The organism is Streptomyces goshikiensis, from assembly GCF_014650555.1.
In the GTDB taxonomy this organism is placed as follows: domain Bacteria; phylum Actinomycetota; class Actinomycetes; order Streptomycetales; family Streptomycetaceae; genus Streptomyces; species Streptomyces goshikiensis.
In genome coordinates this window covers 468,457-483,618 of record NZ_BMVE01000005.1, presented here as the reverse complement: position 1 = coordinate 483,618, position 15,162 = coordinate 468,457, and the positions used below count along the sequence as shown (strand labels likewise).

The 15,162-nt window shown below is 73.7% G+C and carries 14 protein-coding genes; 5 read left to right on the top strand and 9 right to left on the bottom strand.

All coding sequences use genetic code 11. The features are described from left to right. Window positions 1-65: 65 nt before the first annotated feature. The gene (locus tag IE248_RS18415) at window positions 66-1,094 is read left to right on the top strand and encodes an endonuclease/exonuclease/phosphatase family protein (protein WP_075806928.1); all 1,029 of its coding nucleotides are present in this window, start codon (window positions 66-68) and stop codon (window positions 1,092-1,094) included. Between the two features lie 80 nt (window positions 1,095-1,174). On the opposite strand, the gene IE248_RS18410 is transcribed toward IE248_RS18415, so the two are convergent. From IE248_RS18410 to IE248_RS18395, 4 genes are all read right to left on the bottom strand, one after another. After that, window positions 1,175-2,929 carry an NAD+ synthase gene (locus IE248_RS18410; RefSeq protein WP_190031169.1) on the bottom strand — a complete coding sequence of 585 codons (1,755 nt, stop codon included), beginning with the start codon at window positions 2,927-2,929 and terminating at the stop codon, window positions 1,175-1,177. Between the two features lie 77 nt (window positions 2,930-3,006). Beyond that, window positions 3,007-4,149 (bottom strand): DUF4190 domain-containing protein, encoded by a 1,143-nt coding sequence (locus IE248_RS18405; RefSeq protein WP_190031168.1) that lies wholly within the window; start codon window positions 4,147-4,149, stop codon window positions 3,007-3,009. Window positions 4,150-4,307: 158 nt separating this feature from the next. After that, the gene (locus tag IE248_RS18400; RefSeq protein ID WP_190031167.1) at window positions 4,308-5,939 is read right to left on the bottom strand and encodes a multicopper oxidase family protein; all 1,632 of its coding nucleotides are present in this window, start codon (window positions 5,937-5,939) and stop codon (window positions 4,308-4,310) included. Between the two features lie 96 nt (window positions 5,940-6,035). Then, window positions 6,036-6,500, bottom strand: a complete 465-nt coding sequence (locus IE248_RS18395) for a hypothetical protein (protein WP_190031166.1) — start codon at window positions 6,498-6,500, stop codon at window positions 6,036-6,038. Window positions 6,501-6,575: 75 nt separating this feature from the next. Here IE248_RS18395 and IE248_RS18390 point away from each other — a divergent pair, with 75 nt between their 5' ends. Both IE248_RS18390 and IE248_RS18385 read left to right on the top strand, forming a co-directional pair. Beyond that, window positions 6,576-7,313 carry a DUF998 domain-containing protein gene (locus tag IE248_RS18390; protein WP_078489267.1) on the top strand — a complete coding sequence of 246 codons (738 nt, stop codon included), beginning with the start codon at window positions 6,576-6,578 and terminating at the stop codon, window positions 7,311-7,313. Further along, window positions 7,310-8,182: an alpha/beta fold hydrolase gene (locus tag IE248_RS18385; protein WP_229895377.1), complete on the top strand. Its 873-nt coding sequence runs from the start codon at window positions 7,310-7,312 to the stop codon at window positions 8,180-8,182. The genes IE248_RS18390 and IE248_RS18385 overlap by 4 nt, the downstream gene beginning before the upstream one ends. Here IE248_RS18385 and IE248_RS18380 read toward each other — a convergent pair. The 4 genes from IE248_RS18380 to IE248_RS18365 all read right to left on the bottom strand — a co-directional run bounded on the left by IE248_RS18380 (window position 8,167) and on the right by IE248_RS18365 (window position 10,651). Then, entirely contained in the window at window positions 8,167-8,586 is a 420-nt protein-coding gene (locus tag IE248_RS18380) for a CBS domain-containing protein (RefSeq protein ID WP_008744003.1), read from the bottom strand. The two genes, IE248_RS18385 and IE248_RS18380, sit on opposite strands and share 16 nt — an antisense overlap. Before the next feature lie 128 nt (window positions 8,587-8,714). Next, entirely contained in the window at window positions 8,715-9,371 is a 657-nt protein-coding gene (locus IE248_RS18375) for a DUF305 domain-containing protein (protein WP_079196031.1), read from the bottom strand. 116 nt (window positions 9,372-9,487) lie between these two features. Further along, complete coding sequence (locus IE248_RS18370; protein ID WP_190031165.1) at window positions 9,488-10,138, bottom strand: thioredoxin-like domain-containing protein; 651 nt, start codon at window positions 10,136-10,138, stop codon at window positions 9,488-9,490. Window positions 10,139-10,210: 72 nt separating this feature from the next. Next, window positions 10,211-10,651: a hypothetical protein gene (locus IE248_RS18365; protein WP_190031164.1), complete on the bottom strand. Its 441-nt coding sequence runs from the start codon at window positions 10,649-10,651 to the stop codon at window positions 10,211-10,213. Window positions 10,652-10,824: 173 nt separating this feature from the next. Here IE248_RS18365 and glnA2 point away from each other — a divergent pair, with 173 nt between their 5' ends. After that, window positions 10,825-12,186 (top strand): gamma-glutamylpolyamine synthetase GlnA2, encoded by a 1,362-nt coding sequence (gene glnA2, locus IE248_RS18360; RefSeq protein ID WP_008744007.1) that lies wholly within the window; start codon window positions 10,825-10,827, stop codon window positions 12,184-12,186. 197 nt (window positions 12,187-12,383) lie between these two features. Further along, on the top strand, window positions 12,384-13,022 hold the full coding sequence (locus tag IE248_RS18355) for a DUF8548 family protein (protein ID WP_229895376.1): 639 nt from the start codon (window positions 12,384-12,386) through the stop codon (window positions 13,020-13,022). 60 nt (window positions 13,023-13,082) lie between these two features. Here the strand turns inward: IE248_RS18355 and IE248_RS18350 are convergent, their stop codons facing one another. Further along, window positions 13,083-15,149: a PIG-L family deacetylase gene (locus tag IE248_RS18350; RefSeq protein ID WP_100583869.1), complete on the bottom strand. Its 2,067-nt coding sequence runs from the start codon at window positions 15,147-15,149 to the stop codon at window positions 13,083-13,085. Window positions 15,150-15,162 lie beyond the last annotated feature (13 nt).

The following is a 15,162-nucleotide window of genomic DNA, read 5'->3' as shown; positions in this document are numbered from 1 at the left end:
CTCCGCACATCGCCTAGGGTCAAGGGGCGGGGACGGAGCGCGAGCACGGCAGTGAGGGCAGCGGCATGGCACAGGCGTACATGACGGAGACGGGAAACGGCGGCTCGGAGCCCGAGCCCTCCGGATCCGGCCTCCGACGCCGACTGGCCGAACTGCGCGGAGACCCGGGCATCTGGCGGCGCGGCATCGTGACCGCCGGGCTGGCCGCGCTGATCTCCCTCGTGATGATCTTCCACGCCAGCCTGCCCAACGACGTGGGCAACCTCGGCAGTCTCACCGAGACCTTCCTGCCCTGGCTGGGCGTGGCGGTGCCGTTGCTGCTGGTCGCCGCCGTGGTCCGCAAGTCCGCGACGGCGCTGATCGCGATACTGCTGACCGCCGTGGTCTGGGTGAACCTGTTCGGGGGCCTGGTCACCGACAAGTCGGGATCCGGCGGCAACCTGGTCGTGGCCACGCACAACGTGGACGCCGACAACCCCGACCCGAAGAGCACCGCCCAGTCGCTGGCGAAGTCCGGTTCCGACGTCCTCGCCCTGACCGAGCTCAAGGCGGGCGCCGTCCCCACGTACGAGAAGTACCTCGGAGCCGTCTACAAGTACCACTCCGTCGAGGGCACGGTCGGGGTGTGGAGCAAGTACCCGCTCACCGCCAGCCAGGCCGTGGACATCCGGCTCGGCTGGACCCGGGCCATGCGCGCCACCGTGAGCAGCCCGCAGGGGCCCATCGCCGTCTTCGTCGCCCACCTGCCCTCCGTCCGGGTCAAGCTGAACGCCGGCTTCACCGCCAACCAGCGCGACAACAGCGCCGACGCGCTGGGCGCCGCGCTCGCCGCCGAACCGCTGAAGAAGGTCATCCTGCTCGGCGACCTCAACGGGACCATGAACGACCGGTCCCTGTCCGAGGTCACCTCGCAGATGCGCTCCACGCAGGGCGCAGCCGGCGACGGCTTCGGCTTCACCTGGCCCGCCCAGTTCCCGATGGCCCGGATCGACCAGATCATGGTCCGCGGCATCCAGCCGGAGGCCTCCTGGTCACTGCCGCGCACGGGCAGCGACCACCTCCCGATCGCCGCCCGCGTCACCGTCAAGCCCTAGGGCGGGCCCGCCCGCACGCACGAGGGCCCCGGCCGCCGTCCTCATCGGCGGCCGGGGCCCTCGCGGGCTTGCGGGCGCCGCTACGCCTGCTCGCGCCAGCCGTTCGTGACAGGCAGGCGGCGGTCCTTGCCGAAGCCCTTCGCGGAGATCTTCGTGCCCGGCGGGTACTGGCGGCGCTTGTACTCCGCCGTGTCCACCATCCGCAGGGTCTTCGCCACCAGCTCCGCGTCGAAGCCGGCCGCGACGATCGCGTCCAGGCCCTGGTCGCGGTCCACGTACATCGCCAGGATCGCGTCGAGCACCGGATAGCCGGGCAGCGAGTCCGTGTCCACCTGGCCCGGCCGCAGTTCCGCGCTCGGCGGCTTCACGATGGAGTTCTCCGGGATCGGCGGGATCTCGCCGCGCTCGGCCGCCGCCCTGTTGCGGTACTCGGCGAGGCGGAAGACGTCCGACTTGTAGACGTCCTTGATCGGGCCGTACGCGCCCACCGAGTCCCCGTACAGGGTGGAGTAGCCGACCGCCAGCTCCGACTTGTTGCCCGGGGCCAGCACGATGTGGCCCTCCTGGTTGGAGAGCGCCATCAGCAGGGTGCCGCGCAGCCGGGACTGGAGGTTCTCCTCCGCCAGGCCCGTCAGACCCAGCGCGCCCATGTACGCGTCGAACATCGGCTCGATCGACACGGTCCGGAAGTTCAGCCCGGTCCGCTCGGCCAGCTCGGCCGCGTCGCCCTTGGAGTGGTCCGAGGAGTACTTCGAGGGCATCGACACGCCGTACACGTTCTGCGCGCCGATCGCGTCGCAGGCGAGGGCGGCGACGAGCGCCGAGTCGATGCCGCCGGAGAGCCCGATGAGGACCGAGCGGAAGCCGTTCTTGCGGACGTACGCGCGCAGGCCCACGACCAGCGCGTCGTAGACCTCCTCGTCGTCCTCCAGCCGGTCGGCGTAACCGCCCGGCACCACCGGCTCGTACGGCTCCACCGGCTCCTCGGAGAGGACCACGCGGTCGATGCGCAGGCCGTCGTCGACCACGCCCTCGGGGGCGTCGGCCCGGGCGGCCGGCAGCTCCAGGTCGACCAGCACGCAGCCCTCGGAGAACTGCGGGGCGCGGGCGATGACCTCGCCGGCGCCGTCCACGACGATGGAGTCCCCGTCGAAGACCAGCTCGTCCTGGCCGCCGATCATCGCAAGGTAGGCGAGGGTGCAGCCGGCCTCCTTGGCGCGCTTGCGCACCAGTTCGAGGCGCAGGTCGTCCTTGTCGCGCTCGTACGGGGAGGCGTTGACGGAGATCAGCAGCCCGGCCCCGGCGGAGCGGGTCGCCGGGACGCGGCCGCCCTCCTGCCAGAGGTCCTCGCAGATGGCCAGGGCCACGTCCACGCCGCGCACCCGGATCACCGGCTGCGTGTCGCCCGGCACGAAGTAGCGGAACTCGTCGAACACGCCGTAGTTGGGGAGGTGGTGCTTGGCGAAGCGCAGGACGACCTTCCCGCCGTACAGCACGGCGGCGGCGTTCTCCGGGGAGCCCGCCGGGCGGCCGAGCCGGGGCGCGGCCCGCTCCGTACGGTCGAGGTAGCCCACGATGACCGGCAGCCCGCCGAAGCCCTCGGCCGCCAGCCGCTCCGCGAGTGCGCGCAGCGCGGTACGGGAGGCCTCGACGAAGGAGCCGCGCAGGGCGAGGTCCTCGACGGGGTACCCGGTCAGCATCATCTCCGGGAACGCCACCAGGTGGGCGCCCTGCTCGGCGGAGTGCCGGGTCCAGTGGACGACCGAGTCGGCGTTGGCGGCGATGTTGCCGACCTGCGAGTCGATCTGATTCAGAGCGAGGCGAAGTTGAGGCACGGGCCCAGTCTAATCGTCTTTCTGACGCGATGTCCTGGGTCCCGCCCCTCGGATGTGCCGGAGAACCGGTTTTCCGGTCAGCCGATCCGGCCGCTGAACTTCGCGTTGGGCAGCTGGATCCCGGGGGAGATGTCGGCGGTGATCCGCTCGGTGCCCTCAGGGACCTCGAAGGCCGCGACCCCGCTGGCGGAGCGGCCGGGCAGGATGTCGCCCCGGATCATCTTGGGGACGTCGCCGTCGAAGACGAGCTTGGCGGCCATGCCGTTCTCGTCGCGGACGTTGGGCATCGCGTAGATGACGTTGTGGGGCTCGGTCGAGTCGTTCGTGATGGTGAGCGTCATCACCACGGCGTTGCCCACCTGGGAGTACTTGTTCTTGGTGACGAACTTCTTCGGCGTCGAGAGGGTCACCTTGATGCCGTTCGGGTACGTGTACGTCTCGCCGAACGGGAGCGGGCTGGTGATGCCGGGGACGTCGGTCGGCGAGGGCTTCGGCGACGGCGGCGCGAGGGAGCCGAAGTCGTCCTCGTCCCAGTCCTCGTCGATCTCGTGCTCGACGTGCCGGGAGGCCTTCTCCATGACGAGGCCGGTCAGGTAGAGCCCGCCGAAGGCCGCGCCGATGCCGAGGAGACCGAGGACCGTGCCGATGATCGCCATCGTCTTGCGCGGGGCCCCGCCGAGGGCGCGGACGATGCCGCCGATGCCCACGCCGATGGCGACGAGGGCCGTGATGGCGCCCACCCAGAAGAAGATCGGGAGGATGCCGACCACGACGCCCGCGATGCCGAGCACCAGCGAGGCCACGGCCAGGCCGTTGGTGGGCTCGGCCGGGCGGCCCCACGGGTTGCCGGGGGTGGCGCCGTACGCGGTGTGCGCGGCCCAGGGGTTGGCAGCCGGGGCGGGGGCGCCGAAGCCGCCGGGCTGGGCGTTCGGCGGCATCGGCCCGGGCGGCGCGAAGGCGCCGGGCGGCGCGAAGGCACCGAGCGCGGGGGCCGGGGCGGGTGCCGGTGCCGGTGCGGGTGCGGGTGCCGGGGCGGCGGGGGGTGCGGGTGCGGCGGCCGGTTCCGGGGCCGGAGCCGCGGCAGGGGCGGGGGCCGGAGTTGCGGCCGGGGTCTTCTGGAGTGACAGCGGCGGCGTCGCGGCCGCCTCCGGTATGGGAGTGTCCGCGGGCTCCGTCGGCGGTTCGGTCGGGTTGCTGGGCGGGTTGGCGGAGTTGCTCATGCCGGCGGCGATTCCTTGTGTCGGGGCGCGGCCGGCTGGGACGGCCCGCGCGTGGAGATCACCAGATTGCCATGCGCGCCGGGCGGCCCGCCGCTCCATTGCGCCCCGGTCCGGCGCGGCGGGACCGCGCCGGACCCGCGCCGGACCGGGGCGGCCCGTCAGAGCTGGTAGCCGAGGACCGTCATCATCCCCGACTCCGAGTGGTAGACGTTGTGGCAGTGCGCCATCCACAGCCCCGGGTTGTCGGCGTCGAACTCCACCGTCAGCCGCTGGCCCGGCAGGATGATCGTGGTGTCCTTGCGGGCGCCGCCCTGGCCGCCCGTGCCCAACGCGAAGGTGTGTCCGTGCAGGTGGAGCGGGTGCCACATGGGCGTCGAGTTGGCGAACTCGATCCGTACGCGCTCGCCCGCCTTCACCGGACGCCGCTGCTCCGGGGTGTACGGCTCGTTGTCGAAGGCCCAGTTGTACCGCTGCATGTTCCCGGTCAGCCGCATCTGGAGGGTGCGGTCCGGTTCGCGGCCGTCGAGCGCCACGGACCCGGCGGCCTTGAGCTCGTCCGCCGGCAGCGGCCGTGACTCCAGCTCGGCGGGCCGGGTCGAGGCGGTCGGAGCGGTGCCCGCCCCGGTGCGCAGCACGGCGAGGGCCGCCTGCCCCTTGCCCTCGGCGAGCGCGGTGAGCGGGAACACCCCGTCCCCGGCGGTGACCAGGACGTCGTAGCGCTCGCCCATGCCGAGCAGCAGGCAGTCGGTCGTGGCGGGCTCGACGGGGAAGCCGTCGGTGTGGGTGACCGTCAGCTGGTGGCCGCCGAGGGCGATGCGGAACGCGGTGTCCCCGCCCGCGTTGACGATGCGCAGCCGGATCCGGTCGCCGGGCTTCGCGGTGAACACCGAGGGGTCGGCGGGCACCCGGCCGTTGATCAGGTAGTGGGGGTAGGCGACATCGCCGGCCTCCTTGCCGAGGATGTCGCTCTCGCTGCCCATGAGCAGCCGGTCGGGTCCGCCGCTGCGGGTCGTGCCGGTCGTCCCGGGCGTTCCGGGCTTGGCCGTCTTGCCCGCCTGGGGGCCGTGCGCCGCGTGGTTCGCGGCCATGCCCTTGCGTAGCGAGGCCAGTACGGCGTCCGGGGTGGAGCCGTCCACCCCGTCGAGCCAGTCGTCCAGGACGACCACCCACTCCTTGTCGTAGGAGAGCGGCTCCTTGGGGTCCTCGATGATCAGCGGGGCGTAGAGCCCGCGGTCCTGCTGGACCCCGGTGTGCGGGTGGAACCAGAACGTCCCCGGCGTCGGGACGGCGAACTTGTAGGAGAACGAGCCGCCCGGGGCGATGTCCCGCTGGGTGAGCCCGGGGACGCCGTCCATGTCGTTGCGCAGGGCCAGGCCGTGCCAGTGCAGGGAGGTGGCCTCGGGGAGGTTGTTGGCCAGGGTCAGGGCGAGGGTGCCGCCCGCGGTGGCCCGCACCTCCTTGCCGGGCAGCGTGTCCCCGTACGCCCAGGAGCGGACGGAGACCCCGCCGCCCAGGTCGAGCGGGGTGGCGGTGGCGGTGACCTTGACCTCGGTGAGCGGGCCGGTGGCCTTGCGGGCGGCCTCGGCGGCCCGGACCTCGGGGCCGGCCGGGTCCACGTAGCCGGGCGGGGTGTCGGCGGCCGAGCCGCCGTGCCGCATGGCGCCGTGGCCGGTGGAGCCCTGGCCGGTGGCCGGGCCCGTGCCGGCGTCGGAGCAGGCGGAGAGCAGGCCGGAGCCGGCGAGGGCGGCGGAGGCGCCGAGTACGGCGCGGCGGGTGGGAAGGGAGCGCATGGGTGCACCTCGGGTGGGCGATGCGGGTGGAGGGACGCCGTCTGCCGTCGCCGCGCGGGCCCGTGGGCGCGCCGGGGCGACAGCGGAGCCCGGCCCCTATACGCGCAGGACCGCCAGCCGCCGCAGGAGCTCCCGCGGTCCGGGCGGATCGGGGCCGGCGGGGACGCGGCCGGGGAGGCGGCCTCCGGTGGCGCGGCCGCCGTCGTAGCGGACGAGCGCCCGGCCGAGGGTGAGCAGCACCAGCCCGGCGAGGACGGCCAGGCACACGGACATGGGGTCCATGGCGCTCCCCGGAGGCGCGTGGACCGCCGGGCCGCCGCCGGGCGCGGGCGCGACGGCGTGCGCCGCGGGTGCCCGGTGGGCCGGTGCCTGGTGGGCCGCCGTTGCCTGGTGCGCCGGAAGGGAGTGTTCTTGGGCAACGGTGCGGGCCCCGGTCACGTCTTCCATGGCGTGGGACTCGCTCGGATGACCCAGCGTGTGCATCGTGACGATCCCCAGCAGCAGCGCGGCGAGCAGCGTCGACCGGGTCCACCGGGCGGCTCGCTGGGCACTGCGCGTCATGGGCGGAACCCTACCCGGGGTGGGTATCCGATCGAGGGACCGACCCCGGGGATGTTGCTTAGGATGAGTCGCACTATGCCCACAAAAGGGTTGTCCGCCCGCAGCGGCCGGTTCGCGGGGGCCACTCCGTCCGCGCGCCACGCGTGGCGCGTCGCCGCGCTGACCGGGCTGGGGGCCGCCGCCTACACCGCGTGGGTGCTCGAAGTCGTCCTCTCCACGGGCCTCAACCCCATCCGGACCTACGTCAGCGAGCTCGCCGCCCAGGACCAGCCGCTCGGCGGTCTCTTCCGGGCCACCGACTTCACCGCGGGCCTGCTCGTCTTCGCGGGCGGTCTGCTGGCCCTCGTCCGGCTCGCCCGGTACGCCGCCTGCCGGCGCCCGTGGGCCGTCGTCGGCTGGGCCGGGATCACCCTGTTCGGCGCGGCCACCGCCGCCGACGCCTGGCTGCCGCTGAGCTGCACCCCCACCGCGGACCCCGAGTGCGCCGCCCGGGAGACCGCCGGACTGGTCCCCGCCACCCATCAGGCCCACGCCGTCAGCAGCAGCCTCGCCATGACCGGCGCCCTCGTCGGGATCGTCGCCCTCACCGTCGCCGCCCGCCGCTACGGCTGGTTCGCCCCGCTCGCCCGCTACGGGCCCGCGCTCGTCGTGCTGGAACTCCTCGCCACCGCCTGGACCCTGACCGCCATCGCCCTGTTCACCGCCGGGCGCGGGACCTGGGCGCTCGGCGCCGGGCAGCGGCTCCAGGTGCTGCTCGTGGCGCTCTGGCTGGGGCTGCTGGCGTACTCCGTCCACGCGGAGCGCCGCACGTGAGCGGCCCCGGGCGGTTCGTCCGCGTGGGCGGGGTCCCGCTGCACGTGGTCGTGGAGGGCGAGGGTCCGCCCGTCGTGCTCAGCGCCGGGCTCGCCATGGCCTGGTTCGACTGGGACCCCGTCGCCGCGCTGCTCGCCCGGGGCCGTACCGTCGTCCGCTTCGACCGCCCCGGGCACGGGCTGAGCGGGCCCGCGCCGGGCCCCGCCGGCGCCGCCGGGGAGGCCCGCCGGATCGCCGGACTGCTGGACGCGCTGGGCCTGCCCGGCCCCGTCACCGTCGTCGGGCACTCCATCGCCGGGTTCCACGCCGAGGCCTTCGCCCGCCTGTACCCGGGGCGCACCGCGGCCCTGGTGCTGGTCGACTCCAGCGTCGAGGAGGCCCCCACCGCGGTGCTGCCCGCCGCGGCGCGCACCGCGGCCGCCCGCGCCCTCGGCCGGGCCGTGACCGCCGCCGGGCTCCCGGCCGCGCTGGGGCCGCTCGCCCGGCGGGCGGCCGTACGGGCCTCCCGGACCGGCGGATCCGACCCGGCCGCGCGGGACCTCGTACGCCGCTGCTACCGCACCGGCCGGGTCTGGCGGGGCGCCCTGCTGGAGAACTCCCGCTACCCCGACACGGCCGCCGAGGTGCTCGCGCTGCGGGCCGGGCACCGGCACCGGCTGAGCGCGCCCGCCACCGTCCTGGCCGCCTACGACGGCTCCGCGCGCCCCGGCGCACTGCGCTGGCTCGCCCGCCAGGCGGATCTGGCCGACCGGCTCGGGGCCCGGTTCGAGGTGGCCGAACCGGCGGGGCACCTGGTCATGCTGGACCGCCCGGACCAGGTGGCGCGGGCGGTCCTGGCGGCGGCCGAGCGGGGTCAGGCCCGCGCGTAGACCTTCTCCACGAAGGTCGCCATCTGGTCGTCGGAGAGGTGCTGGGCCAGGTCGGCCTCGCTGATCATGCCGACGAGCCTCTTGTCCCGGATCACCGGCAGCCGGCGGATCTGGTGGCTCTGCATCTCCTCCAGCACGTCGGTGACGTCCGCGCCGGCGTCGATCCAGCGCGGGGTGCCATGGGCCATGTCACCGCAGGTGACCTTCGCCGGGTCGTGCCCCATCGCCACGCAGTTCACGACGATGTCGCGGTCGGTGAGGATCCCGCACAGCCGCTCCGCCGCGTCGCTGATGGGCAGGGCGCCCACGCCCAGCCGGGCCATCAGCTGCGCGGCCCGGTCGAGGGTCTCGGTGGCGGGGATCCACTGGGCCCCGGGATGCATGATGTCTGCGGCGGTCGTCATCGCTGAACCTCCTGAGCGGGCCGTTCACCACCGGGCGCGGGCGCGCCCGGTGCGGCGGTTCCCACACGGCGGAGCACACGCCCGTACGGGTGAGAGGGCGCCTCTCCCCACCGTACGAGCGTGTCCGGTCACCCGCGCGGCGCGGCTCCGCGCTGCTTGAGCATGTCCGCCATCAGGGTGAGCTCCGACTGCTGCGCCTCCACCATCCCCTGGGCCAGCGCCCGCTCGGCCGGGGTCGCGCACTGGCGCGCGCAGCCCCGGGCCATCGCGACGCCGCCCTTGTGGTGGTCGGTCATCAGCTGGAGGTACAGCACCTCCGCGTCCCGGCCCCGGGCGGCGCCCAGCGCGGCGAGCTCCTCCTTGGTGGCCATGCCGGTCATCAGCGCGCCGGGCTTGGCCGCGCCCATGTCGTGCCCGTGATGGCCGCCGTCCCCGCCGGTTCCGGCCTCGCCGCCGGCCTCGCCGTCCGAGGCGGCCATCCAGGACATCGGCGGCTCGTCCGCGATCACCTTGGGCAGCCCCCACAGGTCCAGCCAGCCGAGCAGCATGCCCCGCTGGTTGGCCTGGGTGTTGGCGATGTCGTACGCGAGGCTGCGCACCGGCTCGTCCTCGGTGCGGTCGCGCACGATGAAGGACATCTCCACCGCCTGCTGGTGGTGCACCGCCATGTCCCGGGCGAAGCCGGCGTCCGGCGAGTAGCGCCCGGGCGCGCGGGACGACGTACCGGAGGAGCCGGAACCGCCGCTGTCGCTCGCGGCGGCGACCGTGGCGCCGACCGCGAACAGCAGCGCGAGCCCGACGGCGGAGCCCGCGGCCCAGTACGTACGGGTGGAACGCGCCGGGCGGCCCCGGTCCTCGTCCCCGGCCTCGTCGGCCTGCCGTGCCTCGTCGGTCCGCCCGGTCACTTGTCGGCCAGCCCGTTCGTGCAGGCCGCGCCCGGCTCCGGGGTCTGCGGGCCCTGCACGTACTTGGTGAAGAACTGCGCCACCCGCGGGTCGGTGGCGCTGTCCACCGTCAGCTGCTTGCCCCAGGCGCTGAGCATGATCGCGCCTGCCTGCTCCTTGACCGGGCTCATCAGCGAGTACGGGGTCTTGCCGACCGTCTCGGCGAGCTTGTCCAGATCACCCTTGGCGGCCTTCTCGTTGTACGTCACCCAGACCGCGCCGTGCTCCAGCGAGTGCACCGCGTTCACCTCGGGCACCGGGTTCTTGTAGACGTCGCCGTTGCAGTTCATCCAGCGGGGGTGGTGGTCCCCGCCGACCGGCGGGTTCATCTCGTACTTCACCGGGGTATCGACGTGGTTGCGGCCCAGCTTCTTGACGTCCCAGTCCTGCTCGCCGCTCACCGGCGCCTTGCGGGCCGCCTCGGCGTCCTTCTCCTGCTGCTTCTGGTCGATCAGCACCCAGGCACCGAAGCCGACCAGACCGGCGACGACGGCCGTCGAGACCGTGATCGCGAGGATCTTGTTGCGCCGGTCGCGTGTCTTTTCGGCGCGGCGCATCTCGGCTATGCGCGCCTGACGGGAGGTGTCCTGAGGAGTCCTGCTGGCCATGTGCCCGTGTTCCTTCTGCTGAGGGGGGTGGAGGGGATGGATCCGGTGGAGCGCGGTACGGCGCCGGACCCGTCAGGTCCGCAGCACTTGCAGGGCGTGCAGGTCGGGGGCGCGGGCCGGCGGCCCGGGCGGCCGCAGCGCCCCGGTGCGCGCCGGGAGCGCGGGGAGCGCCGCGGCGGCGTCCGGCACGGCCACGGCGGGCGCCGGCGCGGGCAGCACGGCCGGGGTCAGGTGCGCACGGGGCGAACAGCCCGGCAGGTCGTGCGGGGAGTCGCAGACGGCGTGCGGCGCGCCGGCCGTGCCGGCCGCCCCGACCGCCCCGACCGCGCCGGCCGGGGCCGTGGCCGTGAGCGGCGCCGGGGCGTGGGTCTCACCGGGCCGCGCGCAGAGGAACAGCGCGCCGAGGAGCACCCCGAAGGCGAGCAGCAGCGCGGCACGCCGGGAGCACGCCCGGGGAACGGGGCGCCCTCGGCCCCCGCTCCTCGTACGCTTCGTACGCTCCCAGCCCCCCATGGGCGCAGATGGTAATGCTCATGACCGGCACGAGGTCAGTGCGGGGTGCCGGGAGCTTTGCCGGGTGCGTAATGTGGCCGAAACCACGGCTGGCGATACTGGGCGCGCCCGACTGTGCCCCCCGGCCCCGGGGGCAGTGGTGCACAGGCCGTCTGAACTGCGAGGATGAAGGCATGGACAAGCAGCAGGAATTCGTCCTCCGGACGCTTGAGGAGCGCGACATCCGCTTCGTGCGCCTGTGGTTCACCGACGTGCTGGGCTTCCTCAAGTCCGTCGCCGTCGCACCGGCGGAACTGGAGCAGGCCTTCGACGAGGGCATCGGCTTCGACGGCTCGGCCATCGAGGGCTTCGCGCGGGTCTACGAGTCCGACATGATCGCCAAGCCGGACCCGAGCACGTTCCAGATACTGCCGTGGCGCGCGGAGGCCCCCGGGACCGCCCGGATGTTCTGCGACATCCTGATGCCGGACGGCTCGCCGTCCTTCGCGGACCCGCGGTACGTCCTCAAGCGCATCCTGAACAAGACCTCCGACCTGGGCTTCACCTTCTACACCCACCCGGAGATCGAGTTCTTCCTGCTGAAGGACAAGCCGCTGGACGGATCCCGCCCGGTCCCCGCGGACAACTCCGGCTACTTCGACCACACCCCGCAGAACGTGGGCATGGACTTCCGCCGCCAGGCGATCACCATGCTCGAATCGATGGGCATCTCGGTCGAGTTCAGCCACCACGAGGGCGCCCCCGGCCAGCAGGAGATCGACCTCCGCTACGCCGACGCGCTCTCCACGGCCGACAACATCATGACCTTCCGCCTGGTGATGAAGCAGGTGGCCCTCGAACAGGGCGTGCAGGCCACCTTCATGCCGAAGCCGTTCTCGGAGTACCCCGGCTCGGGCATGCACACCCACCTCTCCCTCTTCGAGGGCGACCGGAACGCCTTCTACGAGTCGGGTGCCGAGTACCAGCTCTCCAAGGTCGGCCGCTCCTTCATCGCGGGCCTGCTGCGCCACGCGGCGGAGACGGCGGCGGTCACCAACCAGTGGGTCAACTCGTACAAGCGCATCTGGGGCGGCTCCTCCCGCACCGCCGGCTCCGGTGGCGAGGCCCCCTCGTACATCTGCTGGGGCCACAACAACCGCTCGGCCCTGATCCGCGTCCCGATGTACAAGCCGGGCAAGACGGGCTCCTCCCGCGTGGAGGTCCGCTCGATCGACTCGGGCGCCAACCCCTACCTCACCTACGCGGTCCTCCTGGCGGCGGGCCTCAAGGGCATCGAGGAGGGCTACGAACTCCCGGCGGGCGCCGACGACGACGTCTGGGCCCTCTCCGACGCGGAACGCCGCGCGATGGGCATCGAACCCCTCCCGCAGAACCTCGGCGAGGCCATCTCCCTGATGGAACGCAGCGAACTCGTCGCGGAAACCCTCGGCGAACACGTCTTCGACTTCTTCCTCCGCAACAAGAAGCAGGAATGGGAGGAATACCGCTCCGAGGTAACCGCCTTCGAACTCCGCAAGAACCTCCCGGTCCTGTAACCCAGCTCAGCGGCGGTACTCCAGCAAAACCCTCCGGGCCGACGGCACTCAGCCGCCGGCCCGGTGCATGACTTCTTGCGTGGCAAGAAGCACGAATGGGAGGAATACCCGGGCGAGGTCGCGGCCTTCGAGCTCCGGTCTTCGTGGGTGGTGCGAAGCAGGTGTTGTACGAGGGGGCCGGGCGTCATCATGGGGGCATGACGGAACTCGATGCCGTGCAGCGGCTCGTTGGGCACGTGCGGGTCACTCTGGGCGGCGGGCCGTTTTCGGCGCCCGGGGGCTGGAGCCATATGGGGGCCGTCATCTCTGATGCCAGCTTCCAGGCGCGCCGCAAGTACGAGTCGACGGTCCGGCCGCGGATCGAACGGCTTCAGGAGGCCTGGCCGGACGCGGTCACGGTGCGGGGCTTCCGGGACCGGATCGCCGCCGAGGACCTGGCCGTCGCCATGGACTTCAACAGTCCCCGAAGAGTCGCGACGGCCCATGGGATCGCCGATCTGCTCGCCGCCAACGGCGTGGACACCCGTGAAGACCTGCGCACCTGGCTCGACGACCGGAGCCATCGGGGGGATCTGCGCGCGGTGAAGGGCGTCGGGCCGAAGACGGTGGACTACATCGGCAACCTCGTCGGCCGGTCGCAGGTCGCCGTGGACGTGCACCTGCGCGCCTTCGCCGCGGATGCCGGGGTCCCGGGCCTGAAGTACGAGCAGCTGCGCGCCGCGTACGAGGCGGCTGCCGCCGTGCTCGGGCAGGAACCCGGGGGGTTGGAGCACGCGGTCTGGCGGTTCACGTCGCGGGCCGCGCGGGGGCGGGGCGGGGCAGTCGGCGGGTTGTGAGGGGGAGCGCGCCGTCCGTCTGCCCTGGAGGCGGCCGGCGCGCTGCGGGGAGGGGCGGGGTCAGGGCAGGCGGGGGACCGCCAGGTGCCAGGTCGGGCGGGGGGTGCCCGCGGGCGGGGTGGTGGTGACGTGGAGCTCGGCGTCCAGGCCCAGGACCGCCGTCGTGGTGACGCCCGCCGGGTCGAGGACCGCGGCCGGGGCGCCCGCGTAGAGCATCCCGGACTGCGTCCACGCGGGCGGGCCGTCGAGGGCCGTGGTGCTGACGGTGCCGCTCTCGGCGCGGCCCGCGATCAGCTTGCCGGCGACGCTGACCGCGCCGTATCCGGCCCGGCCGCCCACCTCGGTGACCCGGGACACCGTCGGCTTGGCCGCGCCCATCGAGACCAGCGCGGTGCGCACCACCCCCGAGTCGGGGCGGCGGAACCAGAGCCGGACGCCCTCGCCGTCCGGGGCGGCCGTGAGCGGGACCGTGGTGGCCGGGAGGTGCGTCGGGAACGGTCCCTGCACGGGCGCGCCCGGGCGGGGCTGGATCCAGGCCAGCACGGAACGGGTGTTGGTGGCGTACACGTGGCGCCGCCCGGCGGCGTCGACCACCGTCACCGGGTCGCTCTGCAGGTCCCAGCCCCCGAGCCGCTGCCAGTCGGTGAAGGCGCCCGACGGCTCCTGGACCCGGGCGCGCAGGGTGCGGCGCGCGTCGCGGACGTAGACCGTCAGGCGGCCGTCCTGGTCGACGGCGGCCGAGGGGCCGCTGATCGCCGAGGTGCTGTGCTCGTCCTCCCGCTCGGGGGTGCCGAGCGACTGCCACGTCCCGAACGGGCCGCCGGGCGCGGACTGGACGGCGTACACGACCTCGCGCCGGTAGTCCTGCGGCCGGTCGCCGAGGACGGTGCGGGTGGCGAGCACCGCGAGCCGGCCGTCGGGGTAGCGGGCGGTGGTGGCGCCCGGGTCGATGCCGGTGCCGGGGAGGAGGGCCGGGCCGGTCCAGCGGCCCCGCTCGCGCTCCCACACCGCCATCCGGCCGTCGAGGGCGGCGAACGCCCACAGCCGGCCGTCGAGGCCCTCCGCCAGCCATGAGGTGCCGTCGGCGCGCGCGTAGCGCAGCGACTGGGCCCAGTTGCGCCCGGTCGGGCTGCCGGCCACCTTGCGGTCGCCGCAGCCCGAGGGGCTGCCGCAGTAGTCCTCGTGGTCCAGCCAGGCGTACGTCTTCAGGAAGCCGGTCTTCGTCTCGGCCGTCTGCGGGTCCAGCGCGTGCGGCAGGGTGCCGTTGTGGTAGCCGAGGTAGTTCTGCACCGAGAACCGCGGCCGGTCCTGGCGCAGGGCGTAGCGCGCGGTCGCGGCCTGCACGAACCGGGCGCCGTACATGTGGTCCTGGTGGTCGGTGTACTTGCCCGTGTCCTCGTACCGGCCCGGTGTGGGGTCCTGCATCCGTATCGTCGTCGGCCCGTACCGCTCCAGGATCCCGGCTATCGCCGCCGTCAGCTGCTCCTTCGTGTACGTGAACTGCTGCTTGACCGGGGTTCCGGCGGTCAGCTGGGCGCCGAGCGCGGGTATCCGGCCGTCCCACAGCCCGTGCAGGCTCTGCGCGTTGTCCCCGGCCGGGCTGCGGGCCTCGCGCAGCTGGAAGAAGACCAGGTTGAGCGTGGGCCTGGCGATGAGGACGTCGAGCTCGGCGAACCCGCCGCCGGCCGTGGGCATGACGGTGCGCCGCCAGGGGCTCGTACGGTCGCCCGTGGCCATCTGGGCGTAGGCGGCGCGGATGCCGTTCTGGCGGGCCTCCGCGTAGTGCGAGCGGTCGGCGGGCTGCGCCGGGTCCTTGGCGGAGGCGCCGCGGGCCTCGTTGCGGCCGTCGGACTCGCCGGAGGTGAGGTAGGTGGTGGTGAGGGTGGTCCCGGCCGCCAGGGAGCGGCTGAGGTCGGGGTTCATGAAGAACAGGTCGTCGTCCGGGTGCGCGACGATCTGGACGATGGACCCGGCCGTGGTGCTGATGGGGCCGGCGGTGACGGCGAGTTCCTTCTCCCCGGCCTCCGCCGAGGTCTGCCGGCCCGCGGCGACGGCGAGCACCCCCGTGGTGCCCGCGGTCAGCACGGTGAGCAGGGCCGCGAGGACGTGGCGGCGGGCTACGGGCATCGGTCGTGCCTCC